Source organism: Pseudomonas sp. PDM17 (assembly GCF_014851985.1).
GTDB lineage: Bacteria > Pseudomonadota > Gammaproteobacteria > Pseudomonadales > Pseudomonadaceae > Pseudomonas.
Genome location: NZ_JACVAT010000012.1, coordinates 46121 through 67990 on the forward strand (window position 1 = coordinate 46121; position 21870 = coordinate 67990).

Annotated in this window: 22 protein-coding genes; 13 read left to right on the plus strand and 9 right to left on the minus strand. The window is 65.9% G+C overall.

Annotated features, from left to right (window positions below; all coding sequences use genetic code 11):
* Positions 1–11: 11 nt before the first annotated feature.
* From IB256_RS29545 to IB256_RS29570, 6 genes are all read left to right on the plus strand, one after another.
* Complete coding sequence (locus IB256_RS29545) at positions 12–584, plus strand: cupin domain-containing protein (RefSeq protein ID WP_192404917.1); 573 nt, start codon at positions 12–14, stop codon at positions 582–584.
* Positions 581–1573, plus strand: a complete 993-nt coding sequence (locus tag IB256_RS29550; protein ID WP_192294878.1) for a fumarylacetoacetate hydrolase family protein — start codon at positions 581–583, stop codon at positions 1571–1573. The genes IB256_RS29545 and IB256_RS29550 overlap by 4 nt, the downstream gene beginning before the upstream one ends.
* Entirely contained in the window at positions 1564–2547 is a 984-nt protein-coding gene (locus IB256_RS29555; RefSeq protein WP_192294877.1) for an NAD-dependent epimerase/dehydratase family protein, read from the plus strand. Before IB256_RS29550 ends, IB256_RS29555 begins: the two co-directional genes overlap by 10 nt.
* On the plus strand, positions 2544–3344 hold the full coding sequence (locus IB256_RS29560; protein WP_081518472.1) for a cyclase family protein: 801 nt from the start codon (positions 2544–2546) through the stop codon (positions 3342–3344). The genes IB256_RS29555 and IB256_RS29560 overlap by 4 nt, the downstream gene beginning before the upstream one ends.
* A gap of 85 nt (positions 3345–3429) precedes the next feature.
* On the plus strand, positions 3430–3774 hold the full coding sequence (locus tag IB256_RS29565; protein WP_192404918.1) for a cupin: 345 nt from the start codon (positions 3430–3432) through the stop codon (positions 3772–3774).
* Between the two features lie 99 nt (positions 3775–3873).
* Entirely contained in the window at positions 3874–4536 is a 663-nt protein-coding gene (locus IB256_RS29570) for a VIT1/CCC1 transporter family protein (protein ID WP_192294875.1), read from the plus strand.
* Between the two features lie 79 nt (positions 4537–4615).
* On the opposite strand, the gene IB256_RS29575 is transcribed toward IB256_RS29570, so the two are convergent.
* Entirely contained in the window at positions 4616–5266 is a 651-nt protein-coding gene (locus tag IB256_RS29575) for an HAD family hydrolase (protein ID WP_192294874.1), read from the minus strand.
* A 151-nt stretch (positions 5267–5417) separates the two neighbouring features.
* Complete coding sequence (locus IB256_RS29580; RefSeq protein ID WP_192404919.1) at positions 5418–6317, minus strand: LysR family transcriptional regulator; 900 nt, start codon at positions 6315–6317, stop codon at positions 5418–5420.
* Between the two features lie 139 nt (positions 6318–6456).
* Here IB256_RS29580 and IB256_RS29585 point away from each other — a divergent pair, with 139 nt between their 5' ends.
* Positions 6457–7110, plus strand: a complete 654-nt coding sequence (locus IB256_RS29585; RefSeq protein ID WP_192404920.1) for an NADPH-dependent F420 reductase — start codon at positions 6457–6459, stop codon at positions 7108–7110.
* A 79-nt stretch (positions 7111–7189) separates the two neighbouring features.
* Positions 7190–7834 (plus strand): DUF998 domain-containing protein, encoded by a 645-nt coding sequence (locus IB256_RS29590; RefSeq protein ID WP_192404921.1) that lies wholly within the window; start codon positions 7190–7192, stop codon positions 7832–7834.
* A 58-nt stretch (positions 7835–7892) separates the two neighbouring features.
* Here IB256_RS29590 and IB256_RS29595 read toward each other — a convergent pair whose 3' ends face one another.
* The 5 genes from IB256_RS29595 to IB256_RS29615 form a co-directional block, all read right to left on the minus strand.
* Positions 7893–10373 (minus strand): TonB-dependent siderophore receptor, encoded by a 2481-nt coding sequence (locus tag IB256_RS29595; protein WP_192404922.1) that lies wholly within the window; start codon positions 10371–10373, stop codon positions 7893–7895.
* A 112-nt stretch (positions 10374–10485) separates the two neighbouring features.
* The gene (locus tag IB256_RS29600; RefSeq protein WP_285888364.1) at positions 10486–11442 is read right to left on the minus strand and encodes a FecR domain-containing protein; all 957 of its coding nucleotides are present in this window, start codon (positions 11440–11442) and stop codon (positions 10486–10488) included.
* Entirely contained in the window at positions 11439–11948 is a 510-nt protein-coding gene (locus IB256_RS29605) for a sigma-70 family RNA polymerase sigma factor (protein ID WP_192404923.1), read from the minus strand. The genes IB256_RS29600 and IB256_RS29605 overlap by 4 nt, the downstream gene beginning before the upstream one ends.
* 195 nt (positions 11949–12143) lie before the next feature.
* The gene (locus tag IB256_RS29610) at positions 12144–12815 is read right to left on the minus strand and encodes an NAD(P)H-binding protein (RefSeq protein ID WP_192294870.1); all 672 of its coding nucleotides are present in this window, start codon (positions 12813–12815) and stop codon (positions 12144–12146) included.
* A 12-nt stretch (positions 12816–12827) separates the two neighbouring features.
* Entirely contained in the window at positions 12828–13835 is a 1008-nt protein-coding gene (locus IB256_RS29615; protein WP_285888360.1) for an AraC family transcriptional regulator, read from the minus strand.
* A gap of 371 nt (positions 13836–14206) precedes the next feature.
* On the opposite strand from IB256_RS29615, the gene IB256_RS29620 reads away from it, so the two are divergent.
* The 3 genes from IB256_RS29620 (at position 14207) to IB256_RS29630 (ending at position 18114) form a co-directional block, all read left to right on the plus strand.
* A complete protein-coding gene (locus IB256_RS29620) occupies positions 14207–15028 on the plus strand; it encodes an SDR family oxidoreductase (RefSeq protein WP_192404924.1) in 822 nt (273 codons plus the stop codon).
* A gap of 180 nt (positions 15029–15208) precedes the next feature.
* A complete protein-coding gene (locus tag IB256_RS29625) occupies positions 15209–15739 on the plus strand; it encodes an AAA family ATPase (RefSeq protein ID WP_192294868.1) in 531 nt (176 codons plus the stop codon).
* 323 nt (positions 15740–16062) lie between these two features.
* Entirely contained in the window at positions 16063–18114 is a 2052-nt protein-coding gene (locus tag IB256_RS29630; protein ID WP_225602020.1) for a TonB-dependent siderophore receptor, read from the plus strand.
* 64 nt (positions 18115–18178) lie between these two features.
* Here the strand turns inward: IB256_RS29630 and IB256_RS29635 are convergent, their stop codons facing one another.
* Positions 18179–18775, minus strand: a complete 597-nt coding sequence (locus IB256_RS29635) for an NADPH-dependent FMN reductase (protein ID WP_192294866.1) — start codon at positions 18773–18775, stop codon at positions 18179–18181.
* The gene (locus tag IB256_RS29640) at positions 18772–19626 is read right to left on the minus strand and encodes a sterol desaturase family protein (RefSeq protein WP_192404926.1); all 855 of its coding nucleotides are present in this window, start codon (positions 19624–19626) and stop codon (positions 18772–18774) included. Before IB256_RS29640 ends, IB256_RS29635 begins: the two co-directional genes overlap by 4 nt.
* 90 nt (positions 19627–19716) lie before the next feature.
* Here IB256_RS29640 and IB256_RS29645 point away from each other — a divergent pair, with 90 nt between their 5' ends.
* Complete coding sequence (locus IB256_RS29645) at positions 19717–20664, plus strand: AraC family transcriptional regulator ligand-binding domain-containing protein (RefSeq protein ID WP_192404927.1); 948 nt, start codon at positions 19717–19719, stop codon at positions 20662–20664.
* A 224-nt stretch (positions 20665–20888) separates the two neighbouring features.
* On the plus strand, positions 20889–21869 hold the full coding sequence (locus IB256_RS29650) for an AAA family ATPase (RefSeq protein ID WP_192294863.1): 981 nt from the start codon (positions 20889–20891) through the stop codon (positions 21867–21869).
* Position 21870: the final 1 nt, after the last annotated feature.

The window sequence follows — 21870 nt, forward strand, 5'->3', positions numbered from 1 at the left end:
AAGGAGACAGCATGCAACAGCTTCCCACCTTCAAACGTGTGGTCACCGGCCACGATGGCCAGGGCCAGGCGGTGGTCGCCAGCTGCGGCCCGACGCCGAACAACTTCCCGCTCAAGGCGGTGCCCGGGACCCTGTTCTACGAGGTGTGGAACAGCCTCGGCAGTCCCGCGCCGCTGGACAACGGCGACGACCCCACCGCGCAGCCGCTGCAGCTCAGCCCCGGGCCGCTGGGCAGCGTCATCCGCGTGGTGGATATCCCGCCGGACAGCGTGCAGAACCAGGTCAGCGCCGAAGACGCCGCAGCGGTCTTCGCCGAAATCGGCGAATCCCATGCCGGCACCGGCAAGGCCGACTCGAAGCACAAGCTGATGCACCGCACCCAGACCCTGGACTACGGCATCGTCACCGAAGGTGAGGTCTGGCTGGTGCTGGATGACGGCGAGGTGCACCTCAAGCGCGGTGACATCGTGGTGCAGCGCGGCACTAATCACGCTTGGAGCAATCGCACCGAAGCGATGGCGCGGATGGTCTTCATTCTTCTCGATGGCCGTTACGCGGCTGACTTGAAGGAGCTGCTGCCATGAAGTTCGCCACCCTCGATGACGGCAGCCGCGATGGCCGCCTGCTGGTAGTCTCCCGCGACCTGACGCGGGCGGTGGATGCCAGCGGTATCGCCGCCACCCTGCAGGCCGCTCTGGACAACTGGGAGCTGCTGGAGTCCGACCTGCAGAGGCTGTACCAGCGGCTCAACGCCAACGCCGTCGCCGGCGCCTTCGACCTCGACCCGGCGCAACTCGCCGCGCCGCTGCCACGCGCCTGGCAATGGCTGGACGGCTCCTGCTTCCTCAGCCACGGCGAGCTGATGCAGAAGGCCTTCAACCTGGAACCTATCGAAGGCGTCGAGCGCATTCCGCTGATCTACCAGGGTGCTGGCGACGACTTCCTCGGTCCCCGCGCGGATATCCCGCTGCCCAGCGAAGCCCACGGCATCGACTTCGAAGGCGAGTTCGCCGTGCTGCTCGGCGCGGTGCCCATGGGCTGTCCGGCGGAGCAGGCGTTGCAGCATGTGCGCCTGGTGCTGCAGCTCAACGATGTCAGCCTGCGCGCGCTGGCGCCTCGCGAGATGAAGACCGGCTTCGGCTTCCTCCAGGCCAAGCCGGCATCCAGCTTCGCCCCGGTGGCAGTGACCCCGGACGAGCTGGGCCATTCTTGGCGCGACGGCCGCGTGCATCTGCCGTTGAAGGTGGAATGGAACGGCGAATGGTTCGGCCATCCCCATGGCGGCGCCATGCACTTCGGCTTCCATGAGCTGATCGCCCATGCCGCCCTGACGCGGCGCCTGAGCGCCGGCACGCTGATCGGTTCGGGCACCGTGTCCAACGCCGATCGCTCGGTGGGCTCGGCCTGCATCGCCGAGCGCCGCGCCATCGAAACCATCGCCCACGGGGCACCGCGTACCGCCTTCATGCACTTCGGCGACCGTGTGCGCATGGAAGCGTGCGGCAGCGAAGGCGAGGTGCTCTTCGGCGCCATCGACCAGCGCGTGGTGCAAGGGGGCTGGCCATGCGCGTGATGGTCAGCGGGGCCAATGGCTTCGTCGGCCGCCTGCTGGTGCGTCGCCTGCTGGAAGTGGGCGAGCTGCGCGGCAGGCGGATCGGAGCCTTGCTGTTGCTGGACCAGAAACTCGACGGCCTGCCTGACGATTCGCGCCTGCGCCGGCATTACGGCAGCGTCACCGATCCGGCCTTGCTGCGCCGTGTGCTGGCCGATGGTGTCGACGTGGTGTTCCACCTGGTGAGCGTGCCCGGCGGTGCCGCCGAAGCGCAGTACGAACTGGGTTACCAGGTCAATCTGCAGGCCAGCCTGGAGCTGCTGCACCAGCTGCGCAATCCCGCGCGGCCGCCGGTGCTGGTGTATGCCAGCAGCGTGGCGGTCTACGGCGGCGAGCTGCCGGCGCGGATGGACGAGGAACAGCCGGCGGCGCCGCAGCTGTCCTACGCGGCGCACAAGCGCATGGTGGAGATTGCCCTGCAGGACCTGTCCCGTCGCGGCGAAGTCGACGGGCGCGCGCTGCGCCTGCCCGGCATAGTCGCCCGGCCGCGCGAGCCCAACGGGCTGCGCTCGGCCTTCATGAGCGACCTGCTGCACGCCTGTGCGGCGGGGGACAGCTACACCTGCCCGGTGTCGCCGCAGGCCAGCGCCTGGTGGATGTCGGCCCGCTGCTGCGTGGACAACCTGCTGCACGCCGCCGAACTCAGGGAGCCCGGCAGCCAGCGGGTATGGCAGCTGCCGGTGCTGCAGCTGTCCATCGCCCAGGTGCTTGCCGGGCTTGCCGCCTGTTTTGGCGAGGCCAGCTGCGAGCGCATCGCCTTCGAACCCGATCCGCAACTGGAGGCGCTGTTCGGCGCCTATCCGCCACTGCGCACACCGCAGGCCCGCGAGCTGGGCTTCTGCCACGACGGCACGGTGGCCGGCCTGCTGCGCAACGCCCTCGACCTTCCGCCGCGTCGCAGCCGCGCCGCCGCCCGCAAAGGAATTTCCGCATGAGCCTGAACCAACGCCGCCTGCTGGACCTGTCCGTGACCCTGGACAACAACCCCTACACCGACCCGCCGCCCTTGCTGCCGAAGATCGACTACATGGACCACCAGCAGGGCTGGCCGGAAATGGCCGCGATGTTCCCCGGCCTGCGCAAGGAAGACCTGCCCGGCGACGAGTCCTGGGCGGCGGAGCGCCTGCAGATCACCACCCACAGCGGCACCCACATGGACGCGCCGTGGCACTACGCGTCCACCACCGACGGTGGCAAACCGGCTTTCGGCATCGACGAGCTGCCGCTGGAGTGGTGCCTGCAGCCGGGCGTGAAGCTGGACTTCCGTCACTTCCCGGACGGCCATGTGGTGACTGCCGCCGAGGTCGAGGCCGAACTGGCGCGCATCGGCCATGCTCTGCAGCCGCTGGACATCGTGCTGGTGAACACCCGAGCCGGCAGCCTGTTCGGCCAGCCGGGCTACCTCGAAGCCGGCGTCGGCATGGGCCGCGAGGCAACGCTTTACCTGCTGGAGCGCGGCGTGCGGGTGGTGGGCACCGATGCCTGGAGCTGGGACGCGCCATTCAAGTACACCCGCGAGCGCTTCGCCGCCTCGGGTGACGCGTCGATCATCTGGGAAGGCCACAAGGCCGGGCGCGACATCGGCTACGGGCAGATGGAGAAACTCGCCAACCTCGAGCAACTGCCTGACCACGGCTTCCTGGTCAGCTGCTTCCCCTACAAGATCCGCCACGCCTCCGCCGGTTTCGTGCGCGCCGTGGCGATCCTGGAGCCCCTGCCAGCCGTGGGCTGAACGACCCTTTGTCGCCTCGCTTAGAGCGGCGCCATGCAACGTCTTTACTGGCACAGAGAACCTGTCGTTCAGCGAGGCGCGCGCGATGAACAGCCAAGAGGTGGCCCCCGAGACCCGGGGCGTGACGGTGGAGCTGTTGTCCTCGGTCGACCTCGGCCCGGAGATCGAGGGCATGGCCGGCCGGCAATTGCGGATGCGCCGGGTGACCATCGCGCCCGGCGGCGTCTTCGGGCCGTTGCATGACCACGTGGACCGCCCCGGCACGGTGTTCATCCTGCAGGGCACCATCACCGACCATCGCGACGGAATCGCCACCGACTACGGACCGGGCGTCGGCTGGCCCGAGGACCACACCACCACGCACTGGCTGGAGAACCGCGGCGGCGTCACCGCCGTGGAAATTTCGGTCGACATCGTCCGGCTGGGCTAGCCCCGGCCGGACGCGTTGCTTCGATCACCACTTGCAAGCGCTCACCCAATGGCATGAACGAGGGACGACGAGCCGTGCTCGCCGATCAGGAGGGAAGCGATGGACAAAGCCGAGAAGGGCACCTGGCAGCGGGTGCTGGAACCGATCGACCGCATCACCGAAGTGATCTTCGGCCTGCTGATGGCCATGACCTTCATCGGCTCGCTGAGCGTGGCGACCTCGGGGCGGGAGGAGGTGCGCACCATGCTGATCGCCGCGCTGGGCTGCAACCTCGCCTGGGGCCTGGCCGATGCCGTGATCTTCCTGATGCGCACCTGGACCGAACGCACTCGCAGCCGCACGCTGCTGGAGCGCCTGCAGGGCGGTACCGAGCCGCGGGCCGGGCAGAGCCTCATCGCCGCCGAACTGCCACCGCGCATCGCCACGGCGGCGGGTGCGGAAGGGTTGGAAGTGCTGCGCCTGCGGCTGCTGGGCAGCGCCGGCACGCCCATCGAGGCGCGGATCGGCTGGGCAGACATCAAGGGCGCGCTGGCAACCTTCCTGCTGGTGGTGCTGGCGACCTTCCCGCTGGTCATCCCCTTCCTGCTGATCGACCAGACCGGCCCGGCCATCCGCGCTTCCAATGCGGTGGCGCTGGTGATGCTGTTCATCTCCGGCTGGATGCTCGCCCGCTATTCCGGCGGTTCGCCCTGGGCGGGCGGGATTGCATTGGCGGTAGTGGGTACGGCGCTGCTGTTCGCCATCATTGCGCTGGGTGGTTGAGCCCGGTCCAGGTTGAACCCCGGTCGGGTGAAGCGCCCAGCAGCCGCTTGTACCTGCGTCCTGCGTGAGCGCTGGTGGCTCACTGCTCCGAGGGGGCGATCGGAAGGCCGAAGGCTTTCAGGTCGTTGCGCAATTGCCGTGCGCTGGCGAACTGGATGGCCTGCAGGCCCAGGGCCTGCGCCGCCTCCACATTCTTGCGGACGTCATCGATGAACAACGTGCGGGACGGCGCAAGACCATAGCGCCGGATCAGCAGCTGGAAGATCTCCGGTTCGGGTTTCATCCAACCTTCCTGGCCGGAGACCAGTACCGCTTCGAACTTGCCGAGGAACTCGAAACGTTCTTCGGCCACCGGAAAGGTCTCCGCCGACCAGTTGGTCAGCGCCAGTAAGCGTACGCCGCTCTGGTGGAGTTCATCGAGGACCTGCACGGTGTCTTCCAGGGCACCGCCGAGCATCTCGTCCCAACGCTCACGGTAGGCCCGGATATGCGGCTCGTGCGCAGGGTGCAGCGCGATGGCCTCGGCGATCGCTTCGGCCCAGGGCCGCCCGCGGTCCTGGCGTTCGTTCCAGGCCTGGTTGCAGACATGAGCGAGGAAAGTCTCCATCGCCTCTTCGTCGCCATCGAAGACCTTTCGGTAGAGGTAGCGCGGATTCCAATCGACCAGCACGCCGCCAAGATCGAAAACCACTGTGTCCACGCTGGTGCTGTCGTTCTGCACTGGCTGCATCTCCCGAGCTGCTGCTCATTCGCGAATGGTGGGTCTGCCCCTGACCTTATCGAACAAAGTGCTCGCGTCAACCATTGCCTGACCGCTCCTGCGGCGATGCAGCCTGACCGTCAGCTTCGCCGTTATTCTTGCGACGGCGCGAGCGTCCGCTTCAGGCCGGTCTGCTCCCCAGTTCGGCGACTACCTGGTCGACGAAACGGCGCAGCTTCGGCGGCATGCGGCGGTCGCTGGCGTAGAGCAGATGGACCTGCCGCGCCGGTGCCTGAAGGTCGGGGAACAGCTGCACCAGGCGGCCCTGCCGGAGGTCCTCGGCGAGCATCATCTCGGCGCCGAGGATGATGCCCAGGCCATCGCACGCGGCGGCGCGCTGCGCGCGGGCGTCGTTGACCTGAAGGCGGCTGCTCTGGGCCAGCAGCTGCAGGCTCTCACCCCCCAGCATCTGCCATCCCCCGGATACCGATGCAGGCCATGCGGTAAGTCCCAGGCAGTGGTGCCCTTGCAGATCGTCGGGCGTCTGCGGAGTGCCATGCTCGGCGAGGTAGGCGGGCGCCGCGCAGGCAATCAGCCGATAGGCCGCCAATGGCCGCGCGACCAGGCTGGAGTCGTCCAGCGGGCCGATGCGGATCACCGCTTCGAAGCTCTCGTCGATCAGGTCCACCAGACGATCATTGAGCGACAACTCGATCTTCACGTCCGGGTGCTGGCGCAGATAGCGGCCCAGCAGCGGCATCAGGCAGTAGGTGCCATAGGTGACCGGGGCGCTGATCCGCAATCGTCCCCGGGGGACCGCGAGATGATCCAGGGCCAGCGCATCCGCCGCTTCTGCTTCGGCCAGCACACGCTTGCAGCTTTCATAGTAGTGCTGGCCGATCTCGGTCAGGCTCTGCCGGCGGGTGGTGCGGTTGAGCAGTTTGACGCCCAGGCGCTCCTCCAGCGCGCTGACATGCTTGCCCGCCATCTGGGAGGACATGCCCAGCGCCGCCCCGGCGGCGGAGAACGAGCCGCTGTCGGCGGCCCTGACGAACACCGCCATGCTTTGCAGTCGATCCATGATTCGCTACCTGTGGTTTCGACACTTCCAAATGAAGGCCGATATTTCAGCTGTCTGATTTCAAATAGCATCCTGGCTTCCGGTCTGGCTGGCAAGCGCGGGCCGGTTCCCACTGCACTGCAAGCAAAGGAGTCAGGCGATGCGTATCGGAATCATCGGGGCGGGGTTCATTGGCCGCGCCATGGCGGCACTTGCCGGGAAGAACGGTTGCGAGGTCATGCTCAGCAATTCACGCGGGCCGCACACGCTGGCCAGCACCGCGGCTTCCCTGGGCTGCGAGGTTGGCACCGTGGAGCAGGCGGCGAGCTTCGGCGAGCTGGTGCTGCTGGCGATTCCCTTCGGCCGCTACCCTGAATTGCCGGTGGACGCCTTCGCCGGCAAGGTCGTGCTGGATGCCGGCAATTACTACCCGCAGCGCGACGGCCAGTTCGCCACGCTGGAGAGTCGGCAAACCTCCACCAGCGAAATGCTGGCGCAGCACCTGGTTGGCGCCAGGGTGGTCAAGGCGTTCAACGCCATTCTCGAGCGCGATCTGCTGACTGATGCCCGCCCGGCCGGTGCCGCCGATCGCCGGGCTCTACCCATTGCCGGCGACGACCTGCAGGCCAAGCAGGCGGTCAGCGATCTGCACGAGCGCCTGGGCTACGACGTGGTCGATGCCGGTGCTCTGGCCGAAGGTCGGCGTTTCGAGCGCGCCCGTCCGGCTTACTGCAGACGCCTGGACAGCGTTGGCCTGCGCGCCGCACTGGCCAATGTGGGCCCGGACCAGATTGAAGGCAGCTGGCGTGAATGAACCAGGCATGCGCCGCCAGTAGGCGGGTGCATCGCGAGAGGCGGGTTCGATCACCAACATGACAAGGGAGTGCCATCGCGTGACAAACATCGACCGGAATCTTTTGCGCCTGGGGCTTTTGATTCCACTCTGGCTGTTCGTGGGGGTGGCGCTGACCTCGCTGGGCTACCCCGGCTTCAGCCACCTCGACCAGGCGATGAGTCAGCTGGGGGCGGCGGGCGCGCCCACGCAAGGCTACTCCGCATGGGTGAACAACTTCCCGCTGGGGGTGTTGTTCGTGTTTTTCGCCGTGGGGGTCGCGCGAAGGTTCGCCAGCTCCCGCCTGGCGTTGCTCGGCGCCGCGTTGATAGCGCTGCACGGGCTGGCCAGCTTCGCGACCGGCTACTTCTCCTGCGACCAGGGCTGTGCGCCGGCGCAGCCTTCGACGTCCCAGCAGATCCACAACCTGGCGGGACTGGTGATGTTCCTCTCGCTGACGCTGGCCAGCGCGTTGTGGGCGTTCCTGGGCAAGCGACTGCTGTCGTCACCGGAGTTCGGCGGGTTCTCGGGGCTCTGCGTGGTGCTGGCTGTCGCGACGGTGGTGATGATGGCGAGTGCCTTCGCCAACGGGCATGGGTTCGGGCTGTATCAGCGGCTCAATTACGCCGTTTCCGTGATCTGGGTCGCCGGCCTGGCGTGGGTTGCTCTTTGCGATGAGTCACGAGCGCTGGTGAGCGAGGCGTGAGGGGAGGGGCAATCCCCCTGACGTGCATCGTCGGGGGGATTGCCGCTGCGACATCCGCTCAGAAGTCAGCCTTCAGGGTGACGGTGTAGTTGCGCGGGTCACCGTACTGGTTGCTCGCGTTCAGCCAGCCGATGGAGGAGTAGTACTTCTTGTCGAACAGGTTGTTGCCGTTCAGGGCGACGCTGAGGTTCTTGTTGATCTGGTAGCCCAGGCGCGCGTTCCAGATGGCGTAGCCGGATTGCTTGATATCGCCGACGCCACCGGTGCCGCCGAAGTTGGTGTTGTAGTTCTCGCTCTGGATGCTGGCGCCCGCGCCGGCGGTCCACTGGTTCAGTTCGCCCGGCAGCTTGTAATCGGCCCAGAAGCGCAGCAGGTGACGCGGCGTGTAGCTGTTGAAGGTGGAGCCGGAGGACGAGGTGCCGTCGCTCGGGTCGTTGAGGAACTTGGTCGAGGTGTAGGTGTAGCCGGCGAACAGCTGCAGGTCCCGCAGCACTTCGCCGCTGATCTCTGCGTCGAAGCCCTCGGCGCGAACCTTGCCGCCGGCCACGTAGCAGTTGTCTTCGCCGTTCTGCCCGCACTCCGAGGCGTAGTCGTACTGCGCGCGATTCTCCTGGTCCACGCGGAAGATCGCGAAGCTGGTGTTCACCCGCCCATCCATCAGCTCGCCTTTCAGGCCCAGCTCGTAGTTGGAGCCTTCGATGGGCTTGAGCGGAGCGCTGTCCTGGGTCAGCTCGGTCTGCGGCTTGAAGATGTCGGTGTAGCTGGCGTAGACCGACCACTGGTTGTTCAGCTCGTAGATCAGGCCGCCGTAGGGAGTGAACTCGCCGGTTTCCTTCGAATGCGCCGGGGCGGGGGAGGAGGTGGTGAAGCGGGTGAGTTCGTAGTCGTACTGGTAGTTGCTGGTGCGCCCGCCCAGGACCAGGGTCAGCGGCTCGGCCAGCTTGTAGCGAACCACGCCGTAGAGGCCGTTCTGGCGGATGTGACCTTTGGAGGTGCCGGCGTAGGTGGTGCTGAGCATCTCTTCCTCGGTCGGCTCGCGCGGGGAGACCGGGTCGTAGATGTTGATCGGCCCCAGGTTGAGCAAACCGCCCTGCAGGTCGTCGGTCTTCAGGTCGCTGGCGTTGGCGCCGACCACCACCTGGTGCTCCAGGTCGAAGGCACGCCACTTGCCGGCGAGGTTGATGTCGGCGCCCTTGTTGATGTTCTCGAAGTCGTAGAGGTAGGCGCGCGACTGCATGCCGTCGCCGGTGGCCGGGTCGACCGCGCCACGACCGAAGCTGTAGAGGATGTCGTTGGTTTCGCGGATGTAGCTGCCCGAGGCATTCAGGCGCCAGTCATCGTTGAAGTCATGGGTGACATCGGCGAAGTAGGTGGTCTGCTTGTTGTTCCATTTGTTCCAGTCCGCACCGGTAAAGGTGGAACGCCCCGCATGCACCGCGCTGCCGTCCTTGTTGCGCGGCAGGCCGCCGAAGGACGGTGTCGAGTGCAGGTCTTCCACACTGGCCCCGGCGGCCACTCGGGTATCGTCGGTCAGGTCGTACTCGAGAATGCCGTAGAGCACGTTCTTGCGGCTGTCCGCGGTGTCGTAGAAGTAGTCCCGGTCCTCATGGCCTGCTACTACCCGACCACGCAGCCTGCCGTCGGCGGTGAGCGGGGCGCTGCCATCGATGGTCTGCCGGTAGGTGTCCCAGGAGCCTGCGCTGGCGGTCAGCGAGAGCGACGGCTCGGCCTTCGGGCGCTTGCGCACGAGGTTGATCGCCGCGCCGGGGTTGCCGCTGCCCTGTAGCAGGCCGTTGGCGCCACGCAGGACTTCCACGCGGTCGTAGAGCAGCGTGTCGGAGGTGAAGCTGCTGCCGATGGCGTAGTAGCGGCGGTCGAGGGGGACGCCGTCGTACTGGATGGTTTCCACTTCGAAGCCGCGCGAGTAGATGTACTTGCCGCCGGACGGGCTCTGGTAGGTGGTGATGCCGGTGGTTTTCTCCAGCACCTGGTCCAGGGTGTCGAGGCGCTGGTCGTCCATCGCCTTGCGGGTGATGACGGTGACCGACTGCGGAATGTCCTTCAGGCGCTGGGTGGATTTGCCGATGGTGGCTTCGTTGGAGGTGTAGGAACCGGAGTCTTCCGTTGTCGGCCCCAGGCCCTGGCCGGTGATGATCGTGTCGCTCATCGCCAGCGCGGTCGGAACTTCCTCCAGCACATAGCTGCCGCCCTGGTCCACTGCTCGCAGCCCGGTGCCGGAGAGGAGGGCGGCGAACCCGGCCTCCCGCGAATAGCTGCCGTGCAGGCCGGCCGACTGCAGATGCGCGGTCCTGCTGGCATCGAACGAGAGCGCGACCCCGGCTTCGCTGGCGAAGCGGCTGAGCACCTCGGTCAGCGACCCGGCGGCGATGTCGTACTGCCGGATGCTCTGCGCTGCGCTGGACGCTGCGGACTCTGAGGGCTCTGCGCCCTGAGCGACGGGTACGCCGACGACGGCGACACTGAAGAGGGCAGCCTGCACGTGAATGGCAAGCCGGTGGCGAACGAACGGATACAGCATGGTCTCTCCCCGGTGGTGGTGACCAAGTGGGTCACTGATGCCGGAGTAGCCGAACCAGGGACGAAGAAAGTGCACACTGATTGGAAAAATCTTTTCGCGCCTCCAGGCCGGCTCAGCCGCGCGGAACCACGGTTACCCAATACCCCGTGCGATACACCGTCGTAACAGGGAAGCTGCGCTCCAGGGCCCTGAGCGCGAGGTCGGTGTCATCCACCGGGAAGGCGCCGGAAATGCGCAGGCCACTGATGCGCGGATCGCACCTCAACCAGCCGTGGCGGTAGCGTCCCAGTTCCTCCAGCAACTCGCCCAGCGGGCGGTCGATGGCGATCAGGCTGCCCTGCGCCCAGGCGCCCACGGAGGCATCGTTGGCCTGCACAGGCTCGATGACGCCGGAGACGATCCGCGTGTGCTGGCCGGCTTCCAGGCGCAACGGCTTGTCCTGGCCGGGCACCGAGACTTCGACGGCTTTCTCCAGCACCGCCACCTCGGTTCCGTTGCCCCAGCTGCCCACGCTGAAACGAGTACCCAGCGCGCGCACGGTGGCGTCGGTGCTGCGTACGCGGAAGGGTCTGTCGAGTGCATCGGTTGCGGTGCTGATCAGCACCTCGCCGGCGCGCAGGACGATCAGGCGCTGGTTCGCGTCGAACAGCACATCCACAGCGCTGTCCGTGCCCAGTTGCATCCGGCTGCCGTCCGCCAGGGTGAAATGGCGACGTTCGCCGACCGCGGTCCGGTAGCCGGCGGTGTAGCGTTGGCGTACGTCACTGCGCCAACCCAGGGTGGCCAGGCCGCCCAGCGAGGCGAGCACGACGAAGCTGCGCAGCACCTGGCGCCGGGACTGCCCGGCCGAGGCCAGCGTGGCAGCCGCCAGGCGACCCGGCACGCGGGCCATCTGCAGGTTCACCGATTCGATGCGTTGCCAGGCGCGCTGGTTGATCGGGTCGGCCGCCAGCCAGCGTTGCCAGGCCCGCTGATCGCCGTCTCCCGGCGTCGCGTTGGCCAGGCGTGCGTACCAGCGGGCCGCTTCGCTGATGGCTTCCCGTTCATTGGGTTGCAGGGAGTCGTTCACAGGACTCCCGCCATGGCCAGGCAGCAGTGCTCCATGGCCTTGGCCATGTACTTGTTCACCGTGCGCAGAGAGATCCCCAGTCGCTCGGCGATCTGGTTGTAGGTCAGCCCTTCGAGCTGGGAAAGGATGAAGGCCTGCCGGACCTTCGGTCCCAGGCCATCGAGCATCCGGTCGATTTCCTGCAGCGCCTCGAGCAGCAGCGCCTGTTCCTCGGGGGACGGTTGCACCGCTTCGGGCAGCAACGCCAGCGCCTCCAGATAGGCGCGCTCCAGCGAACGGCGGCGGTACAGGTCGATGACCAGGCCCCGGGCGATGGTTTGCAGATAGTGCCGGGGCTCGCGGATCGCCTCGGCGCTCCGGGCCATCAGCACGCGAACGAAGGTATCCTGCGCCAGGTCGGCAGCATCGGCGGCATCGTTGAGGCGCTTGCGCAGCCAGCCACGCAGCCAGCCATGATGGTCGCGGTAAAGCATCCCTACCGCCTGCAGCGACGAATCCCCCTGCATTGCAATCCCCTAAGAACAATTTGCAAACGACAATCGTTATCAAATATACGGGATGTGGGATTGCTTGAAAACTCCAGCTTGGCGATGGTCCGTTGCTGCCCGATGCGGAGGGCAGCTTCCGGCCCGGAGCTCATGGAGTCAGGCCGGACACCACCAGCCAATGCGAGTGCTGGCGCGGTATGACCCAGATTTCGCTCAGGGCTGGTCGCCGAGCCTGACGAGCACATTGGACGCCAGCACGGCCAGGCCTTCCGCCTTCGGTAAGGTCCTGACCAGCGCCTGCGCGACCGCCCGCGCATGGACGGGTCGATATTTCCCTGGCATCAGCGGCCCCAGGAGCTTCGCGATCGGGATTGCCAGCTGCTCGCCGAGGCGCGGCGGTTGTTGCAGGCCATCGCGGTAGTCCAGCAACAGCGAGGGTTGCGCGATCACCAGCGCCGTCAGTTCCATCGCCTTGAGGGCATCCTCCAATTCACCTTTGATGCGGTTGTAGAACACGGAGGACCGCGCGTCGGCCCCTGCCGCGCTGACCAGTCCCACGCGCCGGACTCCCGCAGCGAGCGCGGCCTTGGCCACGGCGAGATTGGCGTCCAGGTCGACAGTGCGGAATGCCGCCTGGCTGCCGGCGACCTTGATCGTGGTGCCGAGCGCCAGGTAGGCCTCGTCGGTAGGTGGCAGCGCAGGCAGGCGGCTGAAGTCGACGATGTGAACCTGAAGCCTGGGGTGGCTGAGGCTCAATGGCCGACGACTCAGGGCATGCACCTCGCAGACAGAGGCGTCCGCCAGCAGTGCCTGGAGTATCTGGCCTCCCACGAGGCCGGTGGCGCCGGCCAGCAGCACTTTGCGTTGATCGTCGGGGGTGGGCACGTTTGCGGCTCCTCAGTTCAGGCGCATGGCATGTCGGGCGCTGTCGGGCGTCTGCCCGGTCCAGTCCTGAAATGCGCGGTAGAAGGAATTGGGATCTTCGAAGCCGAGCAGGAAGGCAATCTCCCCGCCCGACAAGGTGGTTTTCGCCAGATAGTGACGAGCGAGGTCTTCGCGGGTGGCATTGACCAGGGCGCGAAAGCTTTCCCCTTCGCCCTCGAGGTGGCGCTGCAGCGTACGCTTGCTCATGCCAAGGCGTACGGCGGTTTTCCCGATGGTCGCGGCGTTGCCCGGCAGCAGTTCCAGCAGTACCGCACGCACGCGCTCTGCCGTGGTCGCTGTCGCGTCGAGCTCACTGAGCCGGCGGCGGAGGTCCGGCTCGAACACCCGCCACATGGTGTCGTTGACCGTGAGAAAGGGACGCAAGGCGTCTGCGGCGGCGAATGTGATGCTCGGATTCGCCGCCTGTTCGACGCAGGCGCCGAAGAAGCCCTCGTAGCGTCGGGCATGGGCGCCGAGCGGCAATTGCGGAAGTGCCACACGAAGCGCCTTGACCGGCTCGCGGGTCGCGAGCCGGGTGAGACGCAGGAAAAACGCGATCTCGGCTACCTGCAGCGAATACGGCACTTCGGCCTGCACGGGTAGCCAGTGAGGCGTCAGCGTCAGTTCGCCTTCCTTGCCAACTTCCACTTCCAACCGCATGGGTGCCACGAGTTGCTTGTACTTGGCGAGGCGCTGCACGGCCTGCATGAGATTGGCGCTGCACAGGGCGGCGAACAGGGGCGGGTCGAAGGACTCGGCGGATAGGGTATCGACGAGGCGCAAGGGAAACAGCGCATCGCCGGCTTCGATCTCCAGGGCGCACCAGAAGCGGAAATAGTCCTCCGGAGAAAGACCCGGCGCTCCACGGGAAAGCAAGTCGTCCGGGAGCCCGGCACGGCGCAATACATGAGCAGGCTGCAGGCCAAGATCCTTGAGCAGGGTCTGCCAGCCGATGTTCATGGGAAAGGACTTGTTCTGCACCGTCGGGACTCCATCGTCACTCAGCGGGGGGTACGCAGCCCCTTCGAAACGTACGCGGAGTATAGAAAGGTGGAAAACTTTATCTCATGCAAAGTGCGCCATCCGGACGTCGAACGGCGCCAGTATCGGACATGTGCGCCCCGAAGCGAACTGGCGTCGTTCCCCTGAACAATGGCGTGAATTGCTAGAGCCCGGTGACAGGCCGTTTCTTAGAGTGAGCAGCACAACGTCGCCATGTGAGGGGATGTACCCCGCCACGACGCTGCTCAGCCAACCGGCCGCCCTGGATGTGGCTTGCCCCCGATTGGGCGCCATCCTCGACTGCTGCCGCACGAACGACTTTTGAGCCCGCGTGCTCGAGGAAAAACGCCATGACCCGCCAGACCATTCTCATCACCGGCTGCAGCAGCGGCATAGGCCGCACAACCGCCAGGTACTTCCAGGAGCGCGGGTGGAATGTCGTGGCGACAGTTCGCTCGAACCCGGAGGGGGACCAGGAACTCAACGCCCTCGACAATGTGCTGGTCACCGAACTCGACGTTACCCGCAAGGCCAGCATCGACTCGGCCATCGCTGCCGGGATCGAGCATTTCGGCAGGATCGACGTCCTGCTCAACAATGCCGGGTACGGCTCCTACGGGCTGCTGGAGGCAACGCCCGAGCACAAGATGCGCAGGCAGTACGAGGTCAATGTCATCGGCACCATGCTGGCGATGCAGTCGATCCTCCCGCACTTCCGCCAGCGTGGCGAAGGCCTGATCATCAATATCTCGTCCATGGGTGGAAAGATTACCTTCCCGCTGGGCACGCTGTACCACGGCTCGAAGTTCGCCGTCGAAGGCATGACCGAGGCGCTCTCCCACGAACTGGCCGCGATCGGGGTGACCGTCAAGCTGATCGAGCCCGGTGCGATCAACACCAACTTTGCAACTACCTCGCTCGACATGAACCTCGACCCCGGCCTCACCGAGTACAACGCGTTCGTCGAGGCTGTAACCGGGGCGTTCGGCACTCTCGCTGGCCGTGGTTCCGATCCGGTCATCGTGGCGAACACCGTGTGGGATGCGGCTACCGATGGAACCCGCCAGCTGCGCTACATCGCCGGTGAAGACGCCCGGCAGATCATTGCGGCGCGCCAGCAGATGAGCGATCCCGAGTACCTCGCACACCTGCGCAGTCAGCTGGGGCTCTGACAGACCGACGAGAAACGCGGGTGAGGCACCGAAGGAAACGTGGATGCGTGCCCACCTCATGGCGATTGGGGCTATACCTCCCGCCAAAGGTTTTCCGGTGGTCCTGGCAGGTTGGAAAAGCTGCATTGGCCGCTGGAGGAAAGGCACAGTGCAGCACGACGGGGCAGGGCGGGGGCTCGCATGTTTGCGGTGATTTCGGGGTGTTCGGGCGCTGGCAAGTCAACGCTGCTGGCCGAGCTTGCGCGTCGCGGGTACGCCGTCGTCGAAGAGCCTGGCCGGCGCATCATTGCGCAGGAACGGGCGGGTGACGGAAGCGCATTGCCGTGGGCGGATGCAGAGGCCTTCGGGCGGCGCGCACTGGCGATGTCCGTGACTGACCATGAAGCGGCGCAAGGGCTCACCTTTTTTGATCGGGGCATCGTCGATGCGGTCGTGGCGATCGCCGCGTGTGGCGGTGTTCTGCCGGTGGCTTCTCTCGCCACCAATCGCTACGACCGGCTCTTTCTCGCGCCGCCATGGCCTGAAATCTACGAGAACGACGCTGACCGCCGACACAGCCTCGAAACGGCCTTGCGCGACTATGAGCGCGTCCGGCGGGCCTATCTGGATGCCGGGTACCAAGCAATCATGCTGCCCTGCGATACGGTTTCCGCTCGCGCCGATTTTGTCCTGGCCAACTGTCAGGGTGGGAGCGGCAGGTCTCGCCAGTGATCGGTAGCCGGTGAGCGCACCGATCTGGCCCATGGCACTCAAGCCAGCTATCTCTCCCAATCGTCGAGAAACTGGTCGTCCGCTGCTCAGCGACGACCGGTGCATCGATGCATCCACCAGCCGCCGCGCACTACCTCGGCGGCGCCACGCAAAGGTCGTGTATCGGCGGCGATACACGATAGGAAGGAAATGCAGGAGAAATTATCAAATGGGATGTATTACCATTTGCGACAAATAATCACTACCTGCCAATTCCAGACACAAGGCCGCCCCCCATGAAACCCCGTTTCTCCGCTCTGTTGCTCACCGGAGCCTGCAGCGCAATGCCTGCGGCTTATGCCGCAGACGATGTACTGAACATGTCCGACAGCGTGATCCAGGCCCCCGATCAATCCGACGCACCCAGCGAGGGTTATCAGACCAAAGCGTCGCGCAGCACCACGCGGATGAAGCTGACCGACCAGGAGACGCCGCAGGGCGTCACCACCATCACCCGCCAGCAGATGGATGACTTCGGCCTCAACGACGTGCGCGATGCGCTGCGTTCGGCCCCCACGGTGACCGTGGAGCAGTTCGAGACCGATCGCACCATCTTCACCTCGCGCGGCTACCAGATCGACACCTTCGAGTACGACGGCATGGGCTTGCCGTTCGCGCAGACGCTGATGGGCGGCGGCCAGGACATGGCCGAGTACGAGCAGATCGATGTGCTCCACGGTGCCAATGGCCTCATGAGCGGCACCGGCAATCCTTCGGCCACGGTCAACTTCGTGCGCAAGCGCCCCACCGATACCTTCCAGGCGAAGATCGGCAGCAGCGTCGGTTCGTGGGACAACCGCCGGGTGGAGGCCGATGTCTCCGGGCCGCTGACTGACAGCGGCAATGTGCGCGGGCGCTTCATCTACGCCCACGACAAGGGCAACTCGTGGCTCGACCGCTACAGCCACGAGGTCAACGTCGCCGCCGGCTTGCTGGCTTTCGACCTGTCTGCTGCCGACACCCTGACGGTCGGTTTCTCCCAGCACAATTCCGACTCCAACGGCACCACCTGGGGCAACCTGCCGCTGGTGGACAGCAGCGGCAACCCGATCCACTACAGCAGCCGCAGCTCCAGCGTCGGCCAGGACTGGACCTACTGGAACCTGCACACCCAGCGCGCCTTTGCCGAGCTGAACCACGACTTCGGCAACGGCTGGAACGGCAAGCTCACGCTGACCGGTATCACCCAGTACCAGGATACCCAGCTGTTCTACCTCTACGGCATCACCGACGACGCCGGCACCGCCTACTCCAACCAGACTGCCAGCACCCAGCACCAGGTGATCGGTGAAGGCCTGCTCTCCGGTCCGTTCCAGCTGCTCGGCCGCGAGCATGAGCTGACCCTCGGCGTAAACTATGGCCGCACCCATCTCAAGGCCAGCGCCAACACCATTGGCGAGAACGGCTACTATAGCGCCAACCTGTCCGACGCCCTGGCCGGCAACCTGCCGCGCCCGGCCATGCCTTACACCAATGACACCACCAACGCGCAGAACTTCGAGGACACGCAGAAGAGTGTCTACGCCGGCGCGCGCTTCAGCCTGATGGATGACCTGCACTGGATCGTCGGCGCGCGCATGCTCAGCGCCGACGGTAGCGGTGACAGCTATGGCGCCGCGCACGACACCCGCGAGCATGGCAAGGTCACTCCCTATACCGGCCTGGTCTACGACCTGAACCCGGAGTGGGCGGTCTACGGCAGCTGGACGCGGATCTTCTCACCGCAGTACGTGATCGGCACCGACGGTGGCCTTCTCGATCCGCTGGAAGGCACCAGCAAGGAAGTCGGTATCAAGGGCAACCTGCTGGACAGCCGCATGAGTGTCAGCGCTGCGCTGTTCAAGACCGACCAGCGCAACGTCCAGGAGTACGCCGGTTACGTCGATGGTCATTACGTCTACAACGGCGTGGACAACAAGAGCCACGGTGTCGAGCTGCAGGCCTCCGGTGAGGCGCTGCCCGGCCTGGACCTGCTGGCCGGCTACACCTATGTGCGCATCGATGACGACAATGGCGACCGCACCCGCAGGTACGTGCCCAAGCACACCGTGCGCGGCTCCGCGACCTACCGCCTGCCGGGCCTGCCGAAGGTCAAGGTCGGCTCGCGCGTCAGCTGGCAGAGCGGCGTCGAAAGCGACAGCTACAGCGCGGTGCGCCAGAGCGCCTACGCGCTGGTCGACCTGATGACCAGCTACGACATCGACTCGAACTGGAGCGCCTCGCTGAACCTGAACAACCTCACCGACCGCAAGTACCTGCTCTCGCTGGAAAGCGGCAGCACCTCCAACTACGGCGCACCGCGCAACCTCACCGCGTCGGTGACCTGGAAGTACTGACGGGCAGATCGTCGGGCTCGCTGCATGCGGGCCCGAAAATCTGGCGCGGCACCGAAACGGGCTGCTACATGCCGTTGTGGAAGTCGCGGTGCTCCAGCTGGATGCGATCCCTCAAGCCGCGCATGCCGTGGGCGTATTCGCTCAGTACGCGCAGGGCCCAGTCGGCCCGGCGGCGGATGCGCATGTCGTCTTCTCCGGCCGGCTCGACACCGTTGAACACCTGGTCGACCTGGCGGATGACCAGTTGCTCGGGGAGGTAGCAGATGCGCGAGTTCTTGTAGCTGGAGGCGCGCAGCTCGGAGAGCGGGTAGGAGCCGCCCAGGCCTGCCGACACGCCCACCAGCAGCGCCGGCTTGTGTGCCAGTTCGGCGTAGCCGGCATAGAGGAACAGGTTCTTCAGGGCAGGGCAGGCCATGCCGTGCCACTCGGGGGAGATCACCACCAGGGCGTCGGCGCGCTGCAGTTGCCCGGTCTGTTCCACCCAGGCCTGGTCTTCGATCGGCGCCGGCCACAGGGGCAGCGGAGTACGGCCGAGGTCGACGACGCTGGCGGTGGTGCAGATTTCCAGCGCCTGCAGGCGCCCGGCCAGGTAGCGGGCCACCTTGGCGGACTGGCTGGATGCCTGGCTGGAGCCGGCGATCAGGGTGACGTTCAGGTTCATCGGGCGATCTCCGCTACTTCTTTCGATTGCGACTGTGGTTGGGCATCACGCACCAGCGGCCAGAACACTTCCTGTTGCCAGCTCACCGGGTGCATGTCCTCGATGCCATAGGCCGGCGGCCGGCGACGGGTGATCTTCGCGGTGCCGAACAGCACGTCCCAGAAGAACAGCAGGTTGCCGAAGTTGCCCTTGTAATTCGTCACGCCATCCTCGGCGTTCAGGCCGTGGTGCGCCGAATGGGTGGCGGGTGTGGAGATGGTCCGCTCCAGCAGCCACATCAGCGGACGCATTACGCGGATGTTGTAGAGCTTGTCGTCCCAGGCGACGCTGCTGTGCGCGCCGAAGATCACCAGCATCTTCACGATCAGGTAGCCGTAGTAGAAGTTGGCCAGTCCGAGGTAGACCAGCGCGCTGGTCAGCCAGATGCCGGGCATCAGCAGGTAGTAGAAGCTGTTGTTGCGATAGACGATGCGGATGCTCATGTACGGCGCCGAATGGTGCGCGCGGTGCAGTGCATAGAGGAAGGGAACGCGGTGGGTCAGGCGGTGCCACCAATATTGCGTCATATCGTCGAGCACCAGGAACAGTCCGAGGGCGGCGTACCACGGCACGTCGGCCAGGCGACCCTGCAGTTGCGGGGCGAAGTGGCCCAGCAGGTGGTTGGTGGTGAACAGGATCAGCGGAAAGGTGACCAGCAGCAGGATGCCCGAGCCGAAGATTTCCACCAGGGCATCGCGGCGCCGGGAAGCGGGCTGGCGGAAGCAAGCGCAGGCCATTTCCAGCAGTATGAAGGCAATGAAGATCGCGACCACCACGGGGGTCGGATTATTGGCGAGCAGTTCAGAGTTCATGGCACTCTCTTCTTGTTGGCTTCTTGGTTGCCCCTCGGGGCGCGGCAAACACAATAAGAAAACAAGGGCCCGGCCCGCGTCAGGCGTGAAATGGACAGAAATCCCCGAGAAGTGGCCAATCCTCAGCGTTACCACCGCGGCTCGCTGGGGCTGGTGCTGGAGCGTTATCTGCAGGGCATTCGCCGGCACCGCGAAGGTGACTACAGCATGGTCGCCCTGGAAGAGCTGCTGGCCGAGGCGCAGCAGCATGACCCCGCCATCGGCTTGCACCTGTTCGGCCAGTTCACGGCGCAGGACCGCCACATCCTGGCGATTTCCGCCGGCTACTGCGCCAGTGTCGGCGAGGCCCTGCAGCTCTGGGCGCGCTATGGCCGGCTGGCGTCGGACATGGACACCATCGATTACCTCGTGGACGACAAGGGTGCCGGCGTGGAGGTGATGATCGATGCACCCGGAGATCTCGCCCGGTTCACCGTCGAGCACTATTTCGTCATGAGCCTCACCGTGATGCGCGAAGCCACTGGCCGCCCGATCACACCTTTGCGCGTGGAGTTCAGCCACCCGCGCCCGGCCTATCACGCGCAGTACGCCGAGGCATTCGGCGTGCCGGTGGCATTTGCCGGTCACGGCAATCGCCTGTACTACGCGAAAGAGGACCTCGCCAGACCGCTGGCGGGCCGTCACGCCGGCATGCTCGAGATCATCTGCCAGGAGCTGGACCGTCGTCTCGGGCGCCAGCGTCAGCTCAGCGGCTGGGCCGGGAAGCTGGCGCGGAACATGCGCCGGGCCCTCGCCGAGGGGCGGGTGCCGGGCCTGGAGGAGCAGGCTGTGGCCCTGCACCAGAGCGCCCGGACCTTGCGCCGACGCCTGGAAGAGCAGGGGCTGAGCTTCCGCCAGTTGCTGGACCTGGTTCGTGGCGAGCTGGAGCAGCACTTCGAGTTGCAGGGGCTGACTGCCGGCGAGATCGCCACACGCCTGGGCTACGGTGACCAGGACGCCTACCAGCACGCCCGCCGTCGGTGGCGCGAGGCCGAATAACCGACAATGGGCCCACTGGCCCGGCGCGGGCACGGTCCCGGCTTGTACGAGGCAGCTGACGCGGCTTTTGTGGTGGTTTGCTCATTTCACGACAGGTGCCCGCATGGCGCGGCGTAAAGCAGTTGCTAGAGTAACGGGCAGGCGGTGGCACGGCAGTGTGTCTGGAGAGCAGTTCCAGCACGCCATCGGCAAGGAATCCGAATCGATGGAACAAGGAACCAACCGTGTCCACGCGTGAACAGATTGCAAGTCTGGAAGCCGCCGTATCGGCGCAGGTACTGGGTCAGGAAGAAACCGTCCGGCACATCCTGCTGGGCCTTCTGGCCAATGGTCATGTCCTTCTGGAAAGCCTTCCGGGGCTGGCCAAGACACGCACCGTGAAGACCCTGTCCAAGCACCTCGACGCGCGGATGAGCCGTGTGCAGTTCACCCCCGACCTGCTGCCCTCGGACATCACCGGCGCGGAAATCCTTCAGCAGACCGAGCAGGGCAACCAGCTGAAGTTCCAGCCCGGGCCACTGTTCGGCAACGTAATCCTCGCCGACGAGATCAACCGCGCCCCGGCCAAGGTCCAGGCGGCACTGCTCGAAGCCATGGAAGAGCGGCAGATCACTGTGGCCGGGCAGACCCACCGCATGCCGGGGCTGTTCATGGTGCTCGCCACGCAGAACCCGATCGAGCAGGAAGGTACCTACCCGCTGCCCGAGGCGCAGATGGACCGCTTCCTGATGAAGCTGCTGATCGACTACCCACGGGTCGAGGACGAATCCCGCGTGCTGCAGCTGGTGCGCGCCGAGGAGCGCAGCCAGCAGTCCGGAGCGACGCCCGAGGCGATCACGCCGCTCGCGCAGGAAGCCGTGTTCGCGGCCCGCCAGGAAGTCAGCGACGTGCATGTTTCCGAGGCCATAGACCGCTACCTCATCGACCTGATTAATGCCACGCGCCGCCCCGCCGACTATGACGCCGACCTGGCCCGCTGGCTGAAAGTCGGCGCCAGCCCTCGCGGCGGCATAAGCCTGGACCGGGTTTCCCGTGCCCACGCCTGGATGGCGGGTAACGACTACGTGACGCCCGACGATGTCCGTGCCGTGGTGCACCCCGTGCTACGCCATCGCCTGTTGTTGTCCTATGACGCCGTTGCCGATGGCGTGGGGCCCGATCAGGTGATCGACCGTCTGCTGGACAAAGTGGCGATCCCGGCCTGAG